This window comes from Nonomuraea sp. NPDC049607 (assembly GCF_040675375.1).
GTDB lineage: Bacteria > Actinomycetota > Actinomycetes > Streptosporangiales > Streptosporangiaceae > Nonomuraea.
This window is the reverse complement of the sequence record NZ_JBFAOV010000017.1, coordinates 11,781-30,324: the sequence shown is the minus strand read 5'-3', so window position 1 is coordinate 30,324 and position 18,544 is coordinate 11,781. Positions and strand designations below refer to the sequence as shown.

General features: G+C 72.8%; 19 protein-coding genes. 7 read left to right on the top strand and 12 right to left on the bottom strand.

Features of this window, described 5'->3' with window-relative positions; translation table 11 throughout:
* Positions 1-147 precede the first annotated feature (147 nt).
* On the top strand, positions 148-969 hold the full coding sequence (locus AB0J97_RS29585) for a hypothetical protein (RefSeq protein WP_364094372.1): 822 nt from the start codon (positions 148-150) through the stop codon (positions 967-969).
* Here the strand turns inward: AB0J97_RS29585 and eda are convergent.
* The 4 genes from eda to zwf all read right to left on the bottom strand — a co-directional run bounded on the left by eda (position 887) and on the right by zwf (position 6,029).
* Positions 887-1,501 (bottom strand): bifunctional 4-hydroxy-2-oxoglutarate aldolase/2-dehydro-3-deoxy-phosphogluconate aldolase, encoded by a 615-nt coding sequence (gene eda / locus AB0J97_RS29580; protein ID WP_364094369.1) that lies wholly within the window; start codon positions 1,499-1,501, stop codon positions 887-889. The two genes, AB0J97_RS29585 and eda, sit on opposite strands and share 83 nt — an antisense overlap.
* 58 nt (positions 1,502-1,559) lie before the next feature.
* Positions 1,560-2,525 (bottom strand): glucokinase, encoded by a 966-nt coding sequence (locus tag AB0J97_RS29575; RefSeq protein WP_364094366.1) that lies wholly within the window; start codon positions 2,523-2,525, stop codon positions 1,560-1,562.
* A gap of 67 nt (positions 2,526-2,592) precedes the next feature.
* Entirely contained in the window at positions 2,593-4,554 is a 1,962-nt protein-coding gene (edd, locus tag AB0J97_RS29570) for a phosphogluconate dehydratase (RefSeq protein WP_364094363.1), read from the bottom strand.
* Positions 4,551-6,029 carry a glucose-6-phosphate dehydrogenase gene (gene zwf, locus AB0J97_RS29565; protein WP_364094360.1) on the bottom strand — a complete coding sequence of 493 codons (1,479 nt, stop codon included), beginning with the start codon at positions 6,027-6,029 and terminating at the stop codon, positions 4,551-4,553. Before zwf ends, edd begins: the two co-directional genes overlap by 4 nt.
* A gap of 139 nt (positions 6,030-6,168) precedes the next feature.
* On the opposite strand from zwf, the gene AB0J97_RS29560 reads away from it, so the two are divergent.
* Positions 6,169-7,380, top strand: a complete 1,212-nt coding sequence (locus tag AB0J97_RS29560; protein ID WP_364094357.1) for an ROK family transcriptional regulator — start codon at positions 6,169-6,171, stop codon at positions 7,378-7,380.
* Here AB0J97_RS29560 and AB0J97_RS29555 read toward each other — a convergent pair.
* Positions 7,377-8,951, bottom strand: coding sequence for an ATP-binding cassette domain-containing protein (locus AB0J97_RS29555; RefSeq protein ID WP_364094354.1), 1,575 nt, complete (start codon positions 8,949-8,951; stop codon positions 7,377-7,379). The genes AB0J97_RS29560 and AB0J97_RS29555 overlap by 4 nt on opposite strands.
* A gap of 52 nt (positions 8,952-9,003) precedes the next feature.
* Here AB0J97_RS29555 and AB0J97_RS29550 point away from each other — a divergent pair, with 52 nt between their 5' ends.
* Positions 9,004-9,636 carry a TetR/AcrR family transcriptional regulator C-terminal domain-containing protein gene (locus tag AB0J97_RS29550; protein ID WP_364094351.1) on the top strand — a complete coding sequence of 211 codons (633 nt, stop codon included), beginning with the start codon at positions 9,004-9,006 and terminating at the stop codon, positions 9,634-9,636.
* 18 nt (positions 9,637-9,654) lie between these two features.
* On the opposite strand, the gene AB0J97_RS29545 is transcribed toward AB0J97_RS29550, so the two are convergent.
* The 4 genes from AB0J97_RS29545 to AB0J97_RS29530 form a co-directional block, all read right to left on the bottom strand.
* On the bottom strand, positions 9,655-10,968 hold the full coding sequence (locus AB0J97_RS29545) for a hypothetical protein (protein WP_364094347.1): 1,314 nt from the start codon (positions 10,966-10,968) through the stop codon (positions 9,655-9,657).
* On the bottom strand, positions 10,965-11,276 hold the full coding sequence (locus AB0J97_RS29540; RefSeq protein WP_364094344.1) for a hypothetical protein: 312 nt from the start codon (positions 11,274-11,276) through the stop codon (positions 10,965-10,967). Before AB0J97_RS29540 ends, AB0J97_RS29545 begins: the two co-directional genes overlap by 4 nt.
* A gap of 93 nt (positions 11,277-11,369) precedes the next feature.
* The gene (locus AB0J97_RS29535; RefSeq protein ID WP_364094340.1) at positions 11,370-11,996 is read right to left on the bottom strand and encodes a hypothetical protein; all 627 of its coding nucleotides are present in this window, start codon (positions 11,994-11,996) and stop codon (positions 11,370-11,372) included.
* A 79-nt stretch (positions 11,997-12,075) separates the two neighbouring features.
* Positions 12,076-12,777, bottom strand: a complete 702-nt coding sequence (locus AB0J97_RS29530; RefSeq protein ID WP_364094769.1) for a DUF2470 domain-containing protein — start codon at positions 12,775-12,777, stop codon at positions 12,076-12,078.
* 67 nt (positions 12,778-12,844) lie between these two features.
* Here AB0J97_RS29530 and rpsD point away from each other — a divergent pair, with 67 nt between their 5' ends.
* Positions 12,845-13,459, top strand: coding sequence for a 30S ribosomal protein S4 (gene rpsD / locus AB0J97_RS29525; RefSeq protein WP_364094766.1), 615 nt, complete (start codon positions 12,845-12,847; stop codon positions 13,457-13,459).
* A 51-nt stretch (positions 13,460-13,510) separates the two neighbouring features.
* Here the strand turns inward: rpsD and AB0J97_RS29520 are convergent, their stop codons facing one another.
* Positions 13,511-14,302: an ion transporter gene (locus AB0J97_RS29520; RefSeq protein ID WP_364094337.1), complete on the bottom strand. Its 792-nt coding sequence runs from the start codon at positions 14,300-14,302 to the stop codon at positions 13,511-13,513.
* A 118-nt stretch (positions 14,303-14,420) separates the two neighbouring features.
* On the opposite strand from AB0J97_RS29520, the gene AB0J97_RS29515 reads away from it, so the two are divergent.
* Complete coding sequence (locus tag AB0J97_RS29515) at positions 14,421-14,732, top strand: DUF4190 domain-containing protein (protein WP_357695987.1); 312 nt, start codon at positions 14,421-14,423, stop codon at positions 14,730-14,732.
* Here AB0J97_RS29515 and AB0J97_RS29510 read toward each other — a convergent pair.
* Positions 14,658-15,365 (bottom strand): TetR/AcrR family transcriptional regulator, encoded by a 708-nt coding sequence (locus AB0J97_RS29510; RefSeq protein ID WP_364094332.1) that lies wholly within the window; start codon positions 15,363-15,365, stop codon positions 14,658-14,660. The two genes, AB0J97_RS29515 and AB0J97_RS29510, sit on opposite strands and share 75 nt — an antisense overlap.
* 68 nt (positions 15,366-15,433) lie before the next feature.
* On the opposite strand from AB0J97_RS29510, the gene AB0J97_RS29505 reads away from it, so the two are divergent.
* The gene (locus AB0J97_RS29505) at positions 15,434-16,171 is read left to right on the top strand and encodes an ATP-binding cassette domain-containing protein (RefSeq protein ID WP_357695991.1); all 738 of its coding nucleotides are present in this window, start codon (positions 15,434-15,436) and stop codon (positions 16,169-16,171) included.
* Positions 16,171-16,896 carry an ABC transporter permease gene (locus AB0J97_RS29500; protein ID WP_357695993.1) on the top strand — a complete coding sequence of 242 codons (726 nt, stop codon included), beginning with the start codon at positions 16,171-16,173 and terminating at the stop codon, positions 16,894-16,896. Before AB0J97_RS29505 ends, AB0J97_RS29500 begins: the two co-directional genes overlap by 1 nt.
* A gap of 34 nt (positions 16,897-16,930) precedes the next feature.
* Here the strand turns inward: AB0J97_RS29500 and AB0J97_RS29495 are convergent, their stop codons facing one another.
* Positions 16,931-18,289, bottom strand: a complete 1,359-nt coding sequence (locus AB0J97_RS29495) for a S8 family serine peptidase (protein ID WP_357695995.1) — start codon at positions 18,287-18,289, stop codon at positions 16,931-16,933.
* Positions 18,290-18,544: the final 255 nt, after the last annotated feature.

Below are 18,544 nucleotides of genomic sequence, written 5' to 3'. Positions count from 1 at the left end.
CCTACCCCGCCGCCACGCGTCCGAATACCCGGTTCGGCGCAGGCTGATGATCTCGGCTTACCCGTAAACGGCCACGTCGGCGGTGGTTCTGCGGTATAAGTCCAAAAGTGCGGCATATGCGCATGGGCGTGCGAAGGGGGCATCAGGATGTCGCTGCGGGCGTACGCCGTCGCGCTGACGGCGGTGCTGCTCGTCGGAGGGCTGCTCTGGCTGGCCTACGGCCCGGAACGGGACGTCCCGCGAGCCGCCCACACGGCGGCCCCCACGAGCACACCGGTGCCCGTGATCCGGTCCACGCAGCCGCCGCCGGAGCTGCTGGAGTCCTGCGCGGACACCTCCGACGCCAAGCGGTGCGAGAGGGGACGGGCCCTTCTCGACGCCTGCGAGGAGGCCGGGTTCACCGGCCGTCGTTGCCGGGGCAGCGAGGCCGTCCAGCATGACCGGAGGGCGTTCCTGGCGGACTGCCGTCGCGCCGACGTCGTCGTACGCGACACGCGGACGTGCGCGCGGGACGGGGAGAGCGCCGCGCGGGCGTACCTGTACTGCCGGTTCGCCGGCGGGACGGACCGCCGGTGCGAGCGCCCGGCGGTCTACACCGTCTGCGTCCGGCGGGGCGGCGGGATGCTCTGCGGCGACGCCGCCCCCGGCTATGACGCCTGCCGGGCGCGGACCGTCGAGGGCACGGAGATCGCCCGCCACATCTGCGTCGAAGGCATCGAGGAGTACGCCTTCTGCCGGTACGGCTGGACCCTCACCTCCGAGGGCGGCGACATCTGCCGGCACGCGACCGCCGTCTACGAGGACTGCCGCACCCGCGCGCCCGTCGCCGAGTGCGAGCAGGCGCGGCACGAGGACGCCAAGGCCCAGGACCTCCGACAGGGGCGGCCTACCGGCGCAGGGCCGCCGCGTCGGCGGCCAGCTTCTCCACCCGCGCCCAGTCGCCCGCGGCCAGCACGTCGGCCGGGGTGAGCCAGCTCCCGCCCACGCAGCCGACGTTCGGCAGCCGCAGGTAGTCGGCGGCGCTCTCGGCCCGGATGCCGCCGGTCGGGCAGAAGCGCACGTCCTGCAGCGGCCCGGCCAGCGACTTCAGGTACGGCACGCCGCCCGCCGCCTCGGCCGGGAAGAACTTCAGCTCCTTGATGCCGCGCTCGGCCAGCGCCATCACCTCCGAGACGGTGGCCGCGCCCGGCAGGTACGGCACGCCGCTCGCCTCCAGCGCCTCCACCAGCGACAGCGTCGTGCCCGGCGAGACCAGGAACCGGGACCCGGCCGCCACGGCCGCCGAGATGTCGGCGGTGGTGCGGATCGTGCCCGCGCCGACCGTGGCCCCCGGCACCTCCGCGGCGATCCGCTCGATCGCGCCGAGCGCGGCCGGCGTGCGCAGCGTCACCTCGATGACGGGCAGTCCGCCCGCCACGAGCGCCTCGGCCATCGGCACGGCGGTCGCCACGTCGTCGATCACCACGACGGGGATCACGGGGGCGAGGTCGAGCAAGCTCATGAGAGTCTTCTCCTCATCGGCCGGGGTCGCGGCCGTCTAGTGGTGATCAGGGTGGGCCTCAGCCCACGAGTTCGGTGGTGGCCCGCCGGCGCAGCCAGGCGGCCGCGCCGGTGAGCGCCGGCTGGGGCGCGACGATCAGCGTGGTGGCGATCGCCTCCAGGTATCCGGACATGTCGGGGTTGCCGATGAACCGGTCGCGGAAGCCGCTGGCCCGCACCCGTTCCACGATACGGGGCAGCACCCCGCCGCCCAGGTACACCCCACCCCTGGCGCCCAGGGTGAGGGCCACGTTCCCGGCGAAGCTGCCCAGCATCTCGCAGAACACCTCGACGGTCTCCGCGCAGAGCGAGTCGTCGAGCCGGGCCACGATGTCGGAGGCGTTCAGGTCGGGCGCGGTCACGCCGTTGACCTTGGCCAGCGCCCGGTGCAGGCGTACCAGGCCGGGGCCGGACAGCAGGTGCTCGGCCACGACGTGCGGCAGCCCCTCGGCCTGCAGCACCCGTACGATCTCCAGCTCCCGCCGGTCGATCACCGGCACCGTGACGTGCCCGCCCTCGCCCGGGACGGGCGTCCAGCCCCGGTCGGTGGGCACGAGCCCGCCGACGCCGAGCCCGGTCCCCGGGCCCAGCACGGCCTTGACGCCGTCGCCGGGCTCGGGCCCGCCCAGGGACACCAGGTCGGGGCCCTCCAGGTGCGGCAGCGACACGGCCAGCGCCTCGAAGTCGTTGAGCAGCACCGCGTACGGGATGCCCAGGTCGCGGACGGACCCGGCCCACGCCGAGTTCGTCAGCCGGTAGCGGTCGCCGTCGATGGGCCCGGCCAGCGCCAGGCAGGCCGCGCCCGGACGCGCCCCGCCCGCGTGCTCGGCGAGGTAGGCGTCCACGGCGTCGGGCAGGGTGGCGTAGGCGGAGCCGGCCAGCACCGCGACGTTCGTCGGCCGGGCCTGCGGCGAGGTGACCAGCCCGAACCGGGCGTTGGTCCCCCCGATGTCGGCGACCAGCCAGGGCAGGTCGAACGCACTCATCTCACACCTCCGATGCTCAGGGCGCGACCGGGATCGCACGCCGTCGCCGGAAGGATGTCACGAACGCTCACCGGCGCAGCCCGGTGGCCCGCGTGCCCACGGGCGCGCCCGTCTCCAGGTGGGAGGCGCCCGCCTCGGCGGGGAAGCCCAGCCCGGGGCCGTGGTGGGGCGACTCGGCGCCGCTCACCCCGAAGATCCCCGCGCCCTGCTCGGCGTGCCCGGCCATGCGGCGGAACGTGGCGAACAGCTCGCGTCCCGTGCCGACCCACTCCGCGTCGCTCAGCGGCCGGCCCTCGGGCGTGCGCCGGGCCAGCTCCTCGGCGGGCACCAGCAGCTCCAGCGTGCCGGCGGCCGAGTCGAGCCGGACCACGTCGCCGTCGCGGACGAGCGCGATCGGCCCGCCGTCGGCGGCCTCGGGCGACAGGTGGATGGCCGCGGGCACCTTGCCCGACGCGCCCGACATGCGGCCGTCGGTGACGATCGCCACGCGCTGCCCCCGGTCCAGCAGCACGGCCAGCGGCGGCGTGAGCTTGTGCAGCTCAGGCATGCCGTTGGCGCTGGGGCCCTGGTAGCGGATGACGGCCACGAAGTCCTGCCCGTCCAGCTCGCCGGCCTCGAAGGCGCGCAGCAGGTCGAGCTGGTCGTCGAACACCTTGGCCGGGGCCTCGATCACCAGGTGCTCGGCCTTGACCGCCGACACCTTGCTGACGGCCCGGCCGAGGTTGCCCTCGACCATGTGGATCCCGCCGTCGGCCGAGAACGGCTCGGCGACCGGACGCAGCACGTCGAGGTCCTTGCTGCCGCCCGTGACCGGCTCCCACACCAGCTCGCCGTCCACCAGGGACGGCGCCTCGCGGTAGCGGTCGAGGCCGGGGCCGGCGACGGTCAGCACGTCGCCGTGGAGCAGGCCCTCGTCCAGCAGGTCGCCGATGAGCACCTGCATGCCGCCGGCGTCGCGGAAGTGGTTCACGTCCGCCTGTCCGTTGGGGTAGATCTTGGTCAGCGACGGCACGACGCGCGACAGGCAGGCCAGGTCGTCCCAGGTCAGCACGAGGCCCGCGGCGGCGGCCATGGCGACCAGGTGCAGCGTGTGGTTGGTGGAGCCGCCGGTGGCCAGCAGCGCCACGCACGCGTTCACGATGGACTTCTCGTCCACCAGCTCGCCGATCGGCGTGTACTCCGATCCGTGCGCGGTGATCTCCACCGCGCGGCGGCCGGCCGCCTCGGTGAGAGCGTGGCGCAGCTCGGTGTGCGGGTTGACGAACGTCGAGCCGGGCAGGTGCAGGCCCATGACCTCCATCAGCGCCTGGTTGGAGTTGGCGGTGCCGTAGAAGGTGCAGGTGCCGGGGGAGTGGTAGGACTTGGCCTCGGCGTCCAGCAGCTCGGCCCGTCCCACCTTGCCCTCGGCGAAGAGCTGGCGGGTGCGCGCCTTGACCTTGTTCGGCAGCCCGGAGGTCATCGGCCCGGCCGGCACGAAGATCGCCGGCAGGTGCCCGAAGTGCAGCGCCCCGATGAACAGGCCCGGCACGATCTTGTCGCAGACACCCAGCAGCAGCGACGCGTCGAACATGTCGTGCGACAGCGCGATGGCGGCCGCCATGGCGATCACGTCGCGGCTGTAGAGGGACAGCTCCATGCCCGCGCGGCCCTGCGTGATGCCGTCGCACATGGCGGGCACGCCGCCGGCGACCTGCGCCACGCCGCCCGCCCTGCGCACCGCCGCCTTCAGCTCCGGCGGGTAGGTCTCGTACGGCTGGTGGGCCGAGAGCATGTCGTTGTAGCTGGTCACGATCGCCACGCCGGGCTTGGCCGTGCTTCCGGCGCTTCCGGCGCCGCGCAGGATCAGCTTGTCGTCCTCGGGCGCGGCCGCGAAGCCGTGGGCCAGGTTCGCGCAGCCCAGGTGGGCGCGCGCCGGGCCCTTGGCCCGCGCCGCCTCGCCGTCGCGCCGGATGCGCGCCAGGTAGGCGGTACGGCTGGCCGCGCTGCGCTCGGCGATCCGATCGGTGATCTCCTGGATGACGGAATTCACAGGTCTTCCTCCTCGTGCCAGGCGCGACCGCTGCGGCCGAGCAGTTCGTGGGCCCCGGCGGGGCCGGTGGTTCCTGCGGGGTAGGGCTCGGGCAGATCGGCGGAGGACTCCCAGGCGGCCAGGATCGGATCGATCCAACGCCAGGCCGCCTCCACCTCGTCACGCCGCATGAACAGCGTCGGGTTGCCCGCCAGGACGTCGGTCAGCAGCCGCTCGTACGCCTCCGGCACCCGGGCCGTGAACGTCTTGCCGAAGCTGAGCGACAGCGGCACCGGCTTCAGCGTCACCTCGCCCGCGCCCGGCTCCTTGGCCATGATGTGCAGCTCGATGCCCTCCTCGGGCTGCAACCGCAGCACCAGGCGGTTCGGCGTGCCGCCGGGGAAGATGGAGTGCGGCACGTCCTTGAACTGCACCACGATCTCCGACCGCCGGTACGGCATGCGCTTGCCGGTCCGCAGGTAGAACGGCACCCCGGCCCATCGCCAGTTCTTGATCTCGGCCCGGATCGCGGTGAACGTCTCCACCCGCCGCGAGGCCTCGGTCGTCGGCGTGGAGGCGGGCTCGTCCAGGTAGGACGGCATGCCGTCGGCCTCGGTGTACTGGCCGCGCACGGTGAAACGGTCCACCTCGGTCCCGACGACCGGCCGCAGCGACTGCAGCACCTTGACCTTCTCGTCGCGGATGGACTCGCGGTCGTTGCGGGACGGTGGTTCCATCGCGGTCAGCGTGAGGAGCTGGAGCAGGTGGTTCTGCACCATGTCACGCAGCGCGCCCGCGTGGTCGTAGTAGCCGCGCCGTCCCGGCGTGCCGACGGTCTCGGCGGCGGTGATCTGGACGTGGTCGATCCACAGCGAGTTCCAGATCGGTTCGAGGAAGGCGTTGGCGAAGCGCAGGACCAGCAGGTTCTGCACCGTCTCCTTGCCCAGGTAGTGGTCGATGCGGAAGATCTGGCGCTCGTCGAAGATGGCGCCGACCTCGTCGTTGATCCGCTGCGCGCTGGGCAGGTCGCGTCCGAGCGGCTTCTCCAGCACCACCCGCGAGAGCGGCGTGACCAGGCCGGCCTCGTCCAGCTCGCGGCAGAAGGGGCCGAACGTCATCGGCGGGCTGGCCAGGTAGAACACCCGGTCACGCTGCTCGTGACCGGCCAGCAGCCTGGTCAGCGCGCCCCACCCGGACTTGTCCTCGCCGCCGACGTCCACCGAGACGTGGTGCAGGCGGCCGAGGAAGCGCTGCCAGACGGCGGGGTCGTCCACGGGGACCTGGTCGCGTACCTCGGCGTCCACCTTGCCGCGGAAGTCGGCGTCGGTCAGCCCGCCCCGGGACATGGCGATGACGCGGGTCTCGGGGGACAGCCGGCCGTCCCTGTCGCTGTGGTAGAGCGCCGGGATCAGCTTGCGCATGGACAGGTCGCCGGTGCCGCCGAAGACGACGAGATCGGCGGTATGGGCGGGGCTGGCGGTCGAGAGGGGGGACAAGGCGAAGCTCCGTTGATCTACCAAGAAGGACAGAACGGACACTAACGAGAGTTCGGGTCGTACACAAGCAGGGTTTTGCTATCTGAGATGAAAAAGTCTTCACCTTTCATTACCGAAGCCCATGTGATTCACTTAGCCGATGCCTCGACGTACCGCCGCGACCCTCGCCACGAGTGGCGAGGTGCTCCGCCTCATCCGCACAGGTGAGGCCGTCACGCGCGCCGACCTCGGCCGGGTGACCGGTCTGTCGCGTCCGGCGGTGCAACTGCGCGTCGGCGAGCTGCTCGAACGCGGCCTGGTCGTCGAGCGCACCGACGCGCCCTCCACGGGCGGGCGGCCGCCGGTCCGGCTGGAGTTCAACTCCGGCGGCGGCGTCGTCCTGGTCGCCGCGCTGGGCGCGAGCCGCACCCGGGTCGCGGTCTGCGACCTGGCCGGGCGCGAGCTGGCCGGCCGTGACTTCTTCATCGACGTCGAGCAGGGCCCCGACGTCGTGCTCCCGCTGCTCATGGACACCTGGGACGAGCTGCTCGGCGACCGCCCCCGCTCGTGCGTCAGGGGTGTCGGCATGGGCGTGCCCGCCACCGTCGAGTTCGCCCAGGGCCGTACGGAGAGCGCCCGGGTGATGGCCTCCTGGACCGGCGTGGTGATCCCGCCGATCATCCGCGACCGGTTCCCCGTCCCGGTGCTCGTGGACAACGACGTCAACGTGCTGGCCATCGGCGAGCACCGAGGCGCCTACCCCGACCTCGACGACCTGATGTTCGTGAAGGTCTCCACCCGGATCGGCGCGGGCGTGATCGCCGGCGGCGAGATCCTGCGCGGCGCGATGGGGGCGGCCGGCGAGATCGGCCACATCCCCGTGCTCGACGGCGGCGGCGTGCTGTGCCGTTGCGGCAACACCGACTGCGTCGACTCCGTCGCCAGTGGCACCGCGCTGCTGCGCGACCTGCGCGAGGCGGGCAAGAACGTCGTGACCATCGCCGACGTGACCGCGCTGGTGCGCGCGGGCGACGCCGAGACGATGGCCACGGTCCGCACGGCCGGCCGCCGCATCGGCGAGGTGCTGGCCGGGGCGGTCAACATCCTCAACCCGTCGGTCGTGGTGCTCGGCGGCGACATGGCCGAGGCGTTCGGCCCGCTGGTGTCGAGCATCCGCGAGGTCGTCTACCGGCGTTCCACCGCCCTGGCGACCCGGCGGCTGCGCATCGAGCCGAGCCGGCTCGGCGCGGGGGCGGGCATCAGCGGCTGCGCGGTGATGGTTCTCGACCACGTGCTCTCGCCCGAGGCGGTCGACGAGACGATGACGGTCTCCACGCTGCGCCGCGAGCGCGGCGTGGCCGCCTCCAGCTAGAGGTCCCAGCGGGGTTCGGGGCTCTCCCGCACCACGCCGTCCGCGCCGAAGATCAGGTGGCGGTCCAGGTCGTCGGCGAACCAGCGGTCGTGCGTGACCGCCAGCACCGTGCCCGCGAAGCCGTCCAGCCCCTCCTGCAACGCCTGCGCGCTGGCCAGGTCGAGGTTGTCGGTCGGCTCGTCGAGCAGCAGCAGCGTCGCCCCCGACAACTCCAGCAGCAGGATCTGCAGCCGGGCCTGCTGGCCGCCCGACAACGTCTCGAACCGCTGCCCGCCGGCCGGCGCCAGCTCGTAGCGGGCCAGCGCGGCCATGGCCTCGTTCCTGGTCAGCGCGAACGTCTCGGTGACCAGCTCGGCGACGGGCCGTCCGTGCAGGTCGGGCCGCAGGTGGGTCTGGGCGAAGTGGCCGGGGACGACGCGGGCGCCCAGCCGGGCCACGCCGGTGTGCGCGACGGGCTCGCCGGCCAGCAGGCGCAGGAAGTGGCTCTTGCCGGTGCCGTTCAGGCCCAGCACGCCGACCCGCTCGCCGTAGGCGACCTCGGTGGAGAAGGGCCGCACCAGCCCGGTCAGCTCCAGGTCCGCGCACGTCACGGCCCGTTTCCCGGTACGCCCGCCGCGCAGCCGCATCCGTACGTTCTGCTCCTTGGGCGGCCGGCTCGGCGGCCCCGCCCGCTCGAAGCGCTCCAGCCGGGACACCGCCGACCGGTAGGCCCCGGCGAGCGCGTCGTTGTTCGCCGACCGCTGCCGCAGGACGTGCACCAGCCGGCGCAGCCGGCCCCGCTCGTCCTCCCAGCGCCGCCGCCGCTCCTCCAGACGCTCGCCGCGCCGTCTGCGGGCCTCGGCGTAACCGGCGAAGCCGCCGCCGTGCACCCACACCTCGCGCCCCTCCACCGTGACGACGCGGCCGGCCGCCTCGGCCAGCAGCCGACGGTCGTGCGAGACCAGCAGCACCGTCTTGGCCGAGCTCCTGACCGCCCGCTCCAGCCACTGCTTGGCCGGCACGTCCAGGTAGTTGTCCGGCTCGTCGAGCAGCAGGATCTCGTCGGGGCCGCGCAGCAGCGCCTCCAGCATCAGCCGTTTCTGCTCGCCGCCGGAAAGCGTGTCCAGCCCCCGGCCGGCGACCCGCTCGTACGGCAGCCCGAGCGCCTCGGTCGCGCACACGTCCCACACGACCTCCAGCTCGTAGCCGCCCGCGTCGGCGAAGTCGGCGACGGCCTGGGCGTAGGCGAGCTGCCGGGGCTCGTCGTCGCACCGCCCGATCGCCGACTCCGCGCGCTCCAGCTCGGCCGCGGCCTCCCGCACCCGTAGGGGCGCGACGCCCAGCAGCAGGTCGCGCACGCTGCCGGTGCCGAGGAACTGCCGCATCACCCCGACGCCGCCACCGGTGGTGACCCGCCCGTCGTCGGGGCGCAGGTCGCCCGCGATCAGCCGGAGCAGTGTCGTCTTGCCCGCGCCGTTGGGGCCGACCAGCGCCGCCTTGGCGCCGTCGCCCACCTTGAACGACGCCTCCAGCAGCAGCGGGCGCCCGTCCGGCAGCAGGTACGTCACGCCGCTCACCTCGATATGACCCATGTTCCATTACTAGACCATCGATCCGGTCCGCGTACAGCGTATTATCCGACGGGTGGACAACGTATGGGTGCGCCCCCGTAAGGACGCCAAGCCCAGGCTGACGCTTGACCGGATCGTCGCCGAGGCCCTCGCGCTGCTCGACGAGGAGGGCGTGGGCGGGCTCACCATGCGCCGGCTGGCCGAACGCCTCGACACCGGCTCGACCACCCTCTACTGGCACGTCCGCACCAAGGAGGACGTCCTGGACCTGGCGCTCGACGCCGTCTTCGGCGAGGTGCCGCTCCCCGGGGACCACGACGACTGGCGCACGGCCGCACGCGACCTGATGGACGGCTGGCGCGCCGCCCTGCTGCGCCACCCCTGGTCGGCCACCATCCTCGACCGCCCGCTCATGGGCCCCAACGCCCTGGAGCGCACCGACTTCCTCTACCGGACGTTGTCCGGGGCCGGTCTCGACGGCCCGCAGGCCGCCTACAGCCTGTCCAACTACGTCATGGGCTCGGTCATCATGCAGGTCACCTGGCAGCGCCGCGACCTGCACGACACCGACGCGTTCCTGCGCGAGCGGGCCGCCAGCTACCCGGCGCTGGCCGCGCACGGCCTCGGCCACGACTGGGACGCCACCTTCGCCACCGGCCTCGGCTACCTCCTGCGCGGCATGACGCCCGGGAGCGGCGAGGGGTGAACCGGCCGGAGGCCGCCGTCACCAGCTGTCGCCGGACTGGATGCGGCCGCGCCACGCCGACGAGGTGATCATGCCCTGCTCCCGCAGCTCCTGCAGCCGCTGGAGCCTGCCCCTGATCTCCCGGTGCCCGAACCCGGACTCGCGCAGCAGCCGGGCCTCCTGCTCCAGGTCCAGCGCCCGCAGGTCGGCGACGATCCCGGGGCTGAGCGGCTCGTCGCGGTAGGCCATGAGGAACGGCGAGCGCATGGCCCGGGTGTGCGACCGCGGGTTCGACAGCGCGTTGTCGATCAGCCGGAGGCCGCCGGCCTCGTCGGTCAGGTAGTTCTCCGAATGCCGGTCGAGGCTGCCGATGACGTAGTCGAAGACGGCCGCGCGCTCGCGCTGGATCTCCGGGACGCCGCGTCCCATGCCTCCGCCGCGCGCGTTCTCCACCCACAGCTGCACCGAGCCGTGCCCGTAGGGGCCGTCCCAGGTCGTCGTGGGCGGTACGAGGTCCCAGCCCAGGCGCTCGCTGAACCGGTACGCCTCGGCCTCGCGGCGCGGCATGCCCGACCTCGGCACCGTCTCCCGGGGGCTGCGGCCGGGGGGCAGCTTGTAGATCGCGCGGCTGCCGTTGTCGAGGGTGACCAGGTAGACGCCCTCGTCGCCGGCGTGCGGGTACGGGACGACGTCCTTGTCCCGTACCCGGCTCAGCCTGGACAGCAGGTCACGTTCGGCGGCGCCGACCGGCCGGGCGCCCGCCCGTTCCTTCGTCAGGGTGCGGGCCTTGCGGGCGCTGAGGACGGGGTGCAGCAGCGCACGCAGCCCCGTGGCCAGGTCGCGCGCGAAGAAGCGCTCCAGCTGGCGCACGAAGGCCCGGCAGAAGCGCATGGCCGAGACCCGTAACGACAGGAGCGCGGACCTGGCCTGGAGAGCCGCCGCCCCACCGCTCACCGCGGCCGCCGCCACCGCCCACACCAGGACGGCGACCACTCCGGCGGCCAGCGCGACGAGCACCGCCTTCAGCGCCTCCACCAGCAGCGCCGCCGCCTCGTGCGCGTCGGCCAGGGCGTTCAGGGTCGTGCCCATCCTGGACAGGTGGCCCGAGCGGTCGTCGTCCCGGTCCAGTTCGTCCCAGAACGCGGCCACCGCCTCCATGTGCAGCCCCGCGTTGCCGGTGGCGGCCCGGCCGAGCGACTCGCGCACCAGCGGCGTGACCTGGACGACGAGCGCCGCCGCGCACTCACGGTAGGCCGCCGCGCCGGCGCGCAGCCCGTCCTCGTCCTGGGTGGGCCAGGGCACGCCGAGCGCCTGGAAGGCGATCTCCAGTTGGGGCGGCAGCATCACCGTCATGAAGCGTCGATCACCCGGGCGGTCGGCACCGTCGCCCGTTCGGCGGCCCGGCGGACGGCGGCCATGTCCCGCAGGCCCGTCCCGGCGCTGGCCATGCTCTCGTGCAGGCGGGTGCACGCCTCGCCGACCAGGAGGTTGATCTCGTCCACGGCCATGCCGACCACGCCGATGCCCCACGGAGAGCGGCCCCCGCCCGACAGGCGGCCCAGCAGTGTGTCCACGTGCCGCCCGAACAGGTCCGCGGACTCGTCCATGGCGTGCGCCGCGTTCGCCAACGACGTGTCGTCCGCCCAGAACTCCCGCGTCATCGCCCTCCGTCCCCCCGATGGGGAGCCCACCTTACGGGCCACCGGCGACGGATGATCAACAACTGGGTGAACGCCCGCCTACAGGCGGGGGAGCTACGTCCGGCTCTTGGGGCCGTGGGTCCTGGACGGGACGCGGCCCGGCGGGGTGCCGTGCGGATGGGACGGAGGGTCGCTCGCCGCCGGGCCCGTGCTCCAGGACGGCGTCGGCGTGGGGCCGGGCAGGGAGCCGTGCGGGCGGGACGGCGACGGGGCCGGGGTCCGGCCCGGGGCCGTCGCGGCGGGGCCGGGGACGGTCGAGTGCGGGCGGCGCGTTCCCCGCCCGCCCTCCGGCTGGACGGCCGACGGCGTGGACCCGCCCGGCGGTGTGGAACCGGCCACGAAAGGTCCGGTACGGCCCACGGCGGGCCCTGTGGCGGTCTTGGCGGGCCGGTCGGCGACGGGGCCGGAGGCGACGGCGGCGCGTTCCGACCTCACCGCGACGGGACGGCGGGAGTCGGTGGCGACGGGCCCCGGCTCCCCGGAGGTCCGGCGCGCGTCGTGCGGCCAGTGGACCGGGTCGAGGCCCGGCGAGTTGAACGTGTCGCCCATGAGCGCGCCCGCGGTGGCCAGCATGAGCGTGCCCAGCAGCACCCCGGCGGCCATCAGCGCCCGCCCGCGCCGCCCGCCGCCCTCGGACGGGGAGGAGGCGGCTCGCGCCGCTGATCGATGGGTTCCGCTCACGTACCCCGATGGTAGCGAGGCGGAGGCATGGGTCGGCCGGTAGTGGACGTCCGCCCGGAAAATACGGCGTCAATCGTGATCAACACGCGCACAGCAGCCCGCGCAACGCCGTCTCCAGGCACAGCTCCGAGCGGGCGGGGACCGGCCACGGGAAGCGCACCAGCGACTCGTCCACGCGCACGGTGGCGCCGTACCGGTCGAGCTCCCACAGCCACACCTCGCCGGGCTCCTCGCCGAGCTGCCTGGCCACGCCCGCGGTGAGCTGCGGCCGGTGGGAGGCGTTGACGTGCGCGATCACCCGTTCGGCCGTCTCGGTCAGCGGGTCGGGCGCCGCGCCGAGGTAGTCGTCGGCGTCGAGCACGCCGGACTCCTGGCCGGTCAGGTAGACCACCTGGGCCACGTCCAGGCGCAGCAGGCGCGGGGCGCCGGGGCGACCGTACCGTTCCAGGGCGTCGAACAGGCCCTCGTCGGCGCTGTGCGCGGCCACCGCCACCGCCGCGGAGCGGGCCTGCGACTCCGGCACGGCCTCCGCCCACCCGTGCACCTCGATCAGCGCCCGCGGATGCGTCACCTCGCCGAGCTGCCGCATGGCCGTCAGGTTCACCGCGACCACGGCGTCCTCGCGCAGGCCGTGCAGGGGCTCGCCGGGCCGGACCAGCAGCACCGGGCGGCCGCGCTCGTCCACGCCGCCGCGGGCGGGGCAGTGGACGCCGTCCACCGTGAGTTTGGCCGGCGTCGAGGTCGAGGCGAGAGTACGGATCCGCTCGGCGAGGGGCAACATTGAGATCACATCCACGGGTAGGTTAGGCTTACCTAAGTAAGGATTACCTAACCACATGGAGGTGAACGTGCGCTACACCGGCCCGAAGGTGCGACTGTCGCGTCGCGCGGGCGTCCCGCTGACCAGGAAAGCCGTCCGCTACTTCGAGCAGCGGCCGTACCCGCCGGGCGAGCACGGCCGCAAGACCAACCGCCGCACCACCGGCGACTACGGGCTGCGGCTGCTGGAGAAGCAGAAGCTGCGCTGGTACTACGACGTGTCCGAACGGCAGTTGCGCCGCTACTGGGACCTGGCGGTACGCAAGCCGGGCGCCTCGGGCGCCGAACTGGTCACGATCCTGGAGAGCCGCCTGGCCTCCCTGGTGCTGCGGGCCGGCCTGGCCCCCTCGATCTATGCCGCCCGCCAGTACGTCACCCACGGCCACATCGCCGTGGACGGCCGCAAGGTGGACATCCCCAGCTACCTGGTCAAGCCGGGCCAGATCGTCACGGTGCGGGAGCGCTCGCGGCGCATGCAGCCCTTCGTGGCCGCCGCCGAGGGCGTGCACGCCGACGAGCGCATCGCGCCCTACCTGACGGTCGACCGCGCCGGCCTGAGCTTCACCCTCACCCACCGGCCCGAGCGCGAGCAGATCGCGGTGCCGGTGGACGAGCAGCTCGTGGTGGAGTTCTATTCGCGCTAGCCGTGCGGCCGGGGTCGGCGGGCAGGGCGGTGAGCAGGGCCGGCGGGCGGGTCAGCCGGCGACGTCCTGCCGGCGCAGCTCGGCGACCTCGCGGCGCAGGGCGCTCAGCTCCTCCAGGATGCGCTGGGTGTGCACGCTGTTGTCCTGCTCCAGCGCCGCCCGCTCCTCGGCCGACTCCTCGTCCATGGCGCTCACCACGACCGCCATGAACAGGTTCAGCACGACGAACGTGCAGACGAGGATGAAGATGGTGAAGAAGATCCAGGCCGTGGGGTGGGCGCCCATCACCTCGCGGGCGATGTTGCCCCAGTCGTCCCCGGTCATCGTCTGGTAGAGGGTGAACAGCGAGGTCGGCAGGCTGCCGAAGCGCTCGGGGGCGTCGTCGCCGTACAGCTTGGTGGCCATCACGGCGGCCACGTACAGGACCAGGGAGAGCAGCACCACGATCGAGCTCATCCCGGGCAGGGCGCGCAGCAGCGCCGAGACCACCCGGCGCAGGCTCGGCACCACCGACAGCAGGCGCAGGGCCCGCAGGATGCGCAGCGAGCGCAGCACCGACAGCCCGCCGGACGCCGGGACCAGGGCGATGCCCACGATCACGGTGTCGAACAGGTTCCACGGGTCGCGCACGAACGCCGACCGCTCGACGTAGACCTTGGCCAGCAGCTCGGCCACGAAGATGTACAGGGCGACGTGGTCGATGGCGACCAGCACGTGGCCGAACTCCCCGGCGACGGCGGGGACGGTCTCCAGGCCGAGGGTGGCCGCGTTGACCAGGATGACGCCGACGATGAAACGCTGGAAGCGCCGGTCGGCGAGGAGGGCTTGGAGGCGTTCACGCACGGGGGCAGGCTCCTAAAGATCGGTCATGTGCCGTTCCATGATGCAGCAACATGATCAAGGAGTTGCCTGTGGTATAAATCGCACCTGATAGTCACAGGGGCAAGGGGGCGCAAGGGGCATGTCGTATCCGAACTACGGACCGTCCTACTACGGGCCGCCGCCCCAGAGCCACCCCAACGGCACCACCATCCTCGTCCTCGGCATCCTGAGCCTGGTGGTCTGCGGCATCCTCGGCCCCTTCGCCTGGTCGATGGGCAACAAGGCGCTCAAGGAGATCGACGGCAGCGGCTACCCCTACGACAACCGGGGCGCGGTGCAGGCCGGCCGTGTCTGCGGCATGATCGCCACGATCCTGCTAATCATCGGGGCCGCGTTCATGGTCCTCGGGCTCGGGGCCGGCATCCTGTCGGCCATCTTCTCCAACAACTAGAGGCCGCACGCAGTAGCCGCCGATGCCCGACTCCAGCAGGTCGAAGGCCGCCGTGGCCTGCGCCCGCAGGTCGGGCGCGATCGTCTCCCAGCTCTCGCCCGCCAGCGTCCGGGTCATCGCGTGATCGGTGAGGATCTTGGTCGTGCCGAGGACGTGCGTGGCCACCATCCGCGGGGTCAGGTCGTCGGGGTCGGCGTCGAGCTCGTCGGCCAGGGCCGCGGCCAGCGCCTGCACCCGCGCGACGTGCAGCTCGTGCAGCTTGGCCACCAGTGACGGGCTGTCGTTGACGATCCGGGCGAACACGTCGCCGCCCGCGTTGAGGCCGTAGCGCCAGTCGCGTGAGTCGAGGGCGTCCAGGAAGTCGCGGCGGAAGGCCCGCGCCACACTCTCGCCCGGCCGCCGCCCGCGCACCACCTGCTGCGGCAGGTCGGTCACCAGCTCCTGCCGGTCGGCGAACAGGTCTTCCTTGGTCGGGAAGTAGTTGAAGACCGTGTTGACCGACACGTCCGCGGCCCGCGCGATCTCGGCCACGGTCACGCTGTCGAACCCGCGCGTCATGAACAGCCCCATCGCCATGTCCGCGATGCGCTGCCTGGTCTCCCGCTTCTTGCGCTCCCGCAACCCCTCTTCCATGCCGCCATGATACCAAGTTTGCAGTGACCCCAAAATTGTGGTTACCCTAATTTTGGAGGCGATCACACATGTTGAGAACCACAGGTCTGACCAAGACCTTCGAAGGCGGCGTGGAGGCCGTCAAAGGCGTCGACATCTCGGTGGAGGCCGGCGAGATCGTCGGCTTCCTCGGCCCCAACGGCGCCGGCAAGACCACGACCATGCGCATGCTGACGACCCTGCTCCGCCCCACCTCGGGCACCGCCACCGTGGCGGGCCACGACCTGCTGGGCGACCCGCGAGAGGTGCGCCGCCGCATCGGCTACGTCTCGCAGGGCGGCGGCGTCAACGTCATGGCCCCGCTCGCCGACGAGCTGGAACTGCAAGGCATGCTGTACGGCCTGACCAGGGCCGCGGCCAGGTCCAGGTACCGCGAGGTCCTGGCCCGGCTCGACCTGGCCGGCCTGGAGGAGCGCGTGGGCGGCGCGCTGTCGGGCGGCCAGCGCCGCCGCTTCGACATCGCCTTCGCCCTGCTGCACGACCCCCGGCTGCTCTTCCTGGACGAGCCGACCACCGGCCTCGACCCGCAGAGCCGCGCCAACCTGTGGGAGCACGTCCGCTCCCTGCGCGAGGAGCACGGCGTGACGATCTTCCTGACCACCCACTACCTCGACGAGGCCGACGCGCTCTGCGACCGCCTGCTGATCATCGACGGCGGCCGCATCGCCGCCGAGGGCACCCCGGCCGAGCTCAAGGCGGGCCGCACGCTCGACGAGGCGTTCCTCGACATCACCGGCAGGTCGCTGCGTGAGGAGGCGGGGGTCTGATGCTGCGCGACACCTGGGTGCTGTTCCGCCACTCCCTGCGCGCCACCCTGAAGCAGAAGCTCGGCATCGTCTTCGGCGCCGTCCAGCCGCTGCTGTTCCTGGTGCTGTTCGGGCCGATCTTCGCCACGTTCGGCACCTGGGAGGTGCTGGTGCCGGGGCTGATCGTCCAGCTCGGCCTGATGAGCATGGGGCTGGCCGGGTTCGGGGTGGTCTTCGACAGGCGCTTCGGCGTGCTGGAGCGCCTGCGCGTCACCCCCGCCAGCCGGCTGGCCCTGCTGCTGGGACGGGTGCTCAACAACGCCGTGACGATGGTCGTCCAGACGGTGATGCTGCTGGCCGTCGGGTTCGCCTTCGGGATGCGGGTGCCGATCGCCGGGCTCGTGGCCGGGTTCGTGCTGGTCGTGGTGCTGGGAGCGAGCCTGGCCGCGATGTCGTACGCCGTCGCGCTGACCATCGGCGAGCAGCTCTTCGCACCCGTGATGTCGACGGCGGTCATCCCGCTGGTGCTGCTGTCGGGCGCGTTCCTGCCGATGTCGATGGCGCCCGGCTGGCTGGACGTCCTGTCCCGCCTCAGCCCCTTCAGGTACGTGCTGGAGGCGCTGCGCGACCTGTTCGCCGGCCACTACGCCACCGGCACGGTCGGGCTCGGCGTCGCCGTCACCGCCGTCCTGGCGGTGGTCGGCCTGGCCGTCGGGGCCCGTGTGTTCAACCGGGAGACCGCGTGAGCGGGCCGCTCCGGGACGGCCCGCCCGCCCGCGATCAGGCCGCCGCCCTGGCCCGCCGGTGCAGCGCGGCCAGGATGCCCGCCGGATCGACCGTCCCGTAGCCGTAGTCGTAGTCGAAGCCCACCTCGCTGCGGTCCTCGGCGGTGCGCCGCAGCAGCGCCCGCAGCTGCGCAGGTGACAGCTTGGCGGCCGGCCATCGGGTGCGCACCGCGGCCACCAGCCCGGCGGCCACCGGCGTCGCCGCCGAGGTGCCCGTGTCGGGCTCGCCGTCGCCGAACGCCCGCGACCCCGAGAAGTGCGTGTACGCGCACACGTCGGGCTTGCGCGCGGTCAGCCGCCCGGGGCCCTGCGAGGAGTAGCCCACCCGCTCGCCGTTGACGTCGACCGCGCCGATCGACAGCGCCTTGGGATGGGAGTTGGCGCCCCCGATGGGCCGGTTGGGGAAGGCGCACCGGCCGTCGGGGCACTCCTTGCCGCAGTTGCCCGCCGCGAACAGCACGTCCGCGCCCGCCCGGTCGAGGCTGGCAACCACCAGGTTGAACGGGTGGGCCGCGTTGTCGGAGTAGTTGCCCGGATGCCCGACGGGGAAGTCCCATTCGGGGGAGAACGACCCCCACGAATTGCTCACCACCAGCGATCTGGACGCCGCCGGCTGGGCCTCCAGCACCGTGCGCAGGTGCGTGAAGGCGGCCACCGCGTCGGACAGCAGCCCGTCGAGCGCCGAACCGCCCGGCCGGGCCGACCGCAGCAGCGGGACGTCGATCAGGGACGCCTGCGGCGCGGCGATGAGCGCGTCGAAGGCGCACATCGTGCCGTGGTCGACCTCGAACTGGCCGGCCCGCCCGGTGACGCCGGAGGGGCTCCAGCTGCGTTCGGCGTCGAGCGTGACGCCGCGGCCGAGCTGTCTGGCGACATGGGCGGCGTTGATGCCGGTGTCGAGCACGGCCAGCGCCACCCCGGCGCCGTCGAGCCCTTCGGCGTGCAGGCCGGCGACGTTGAGCAGGCGCTCGACGTCGTGCCAGTCGCCCACCGGCGGATTGCCGCCGCAGGTCAGGCTGGACTCGATCACCGGATCGGCGAACACGCCGACGACGTCGGGCCGCAGCGTGGGCAGCAGCGTGACCCGCGAGGTCAGCTCGTCGTCGGAGATCGTGCCGCGGACGAGCACGGAGGCGTCCTCGGCGGCCAGCGAGAAGGTGAGTGGCTGGTGAAGGGAGAGGGGATCGCCGCCGGCCACCGGGACCGGCCTCGGCACGGCGACCGGTGTGAAGGCCGTGTCGAGTTCGACGCCGGGCAGACCGTCGGCGACATCGGCCGTGGTGGCGGTCTGGCCGGGGTCGGCGACGGCCGCGACCAGATCGGGGGAGGGGCGGAGCTGGATCAGGACCCGCATGAGTCACCACCGAACATAGGGGGAAAACGAACGACCCAACATTCCTGCATCCGCCAAGGCACGTCCAGCCCCTTGCAGCGGTTGTGACCTGCGAAAACATGGCATAACTGGCGAAGCGGACGGATATTGTTTCCGGGGCGTCAGACTTCCTTGTTTTCGGTCTGTTCACTACGGTGATGCATCATGACGCTCCAGGCGCAGACGCCGGTTTCCGACGGAGAAAGACATCACTGGCTGCCGGTCCGGCCGAGGCTC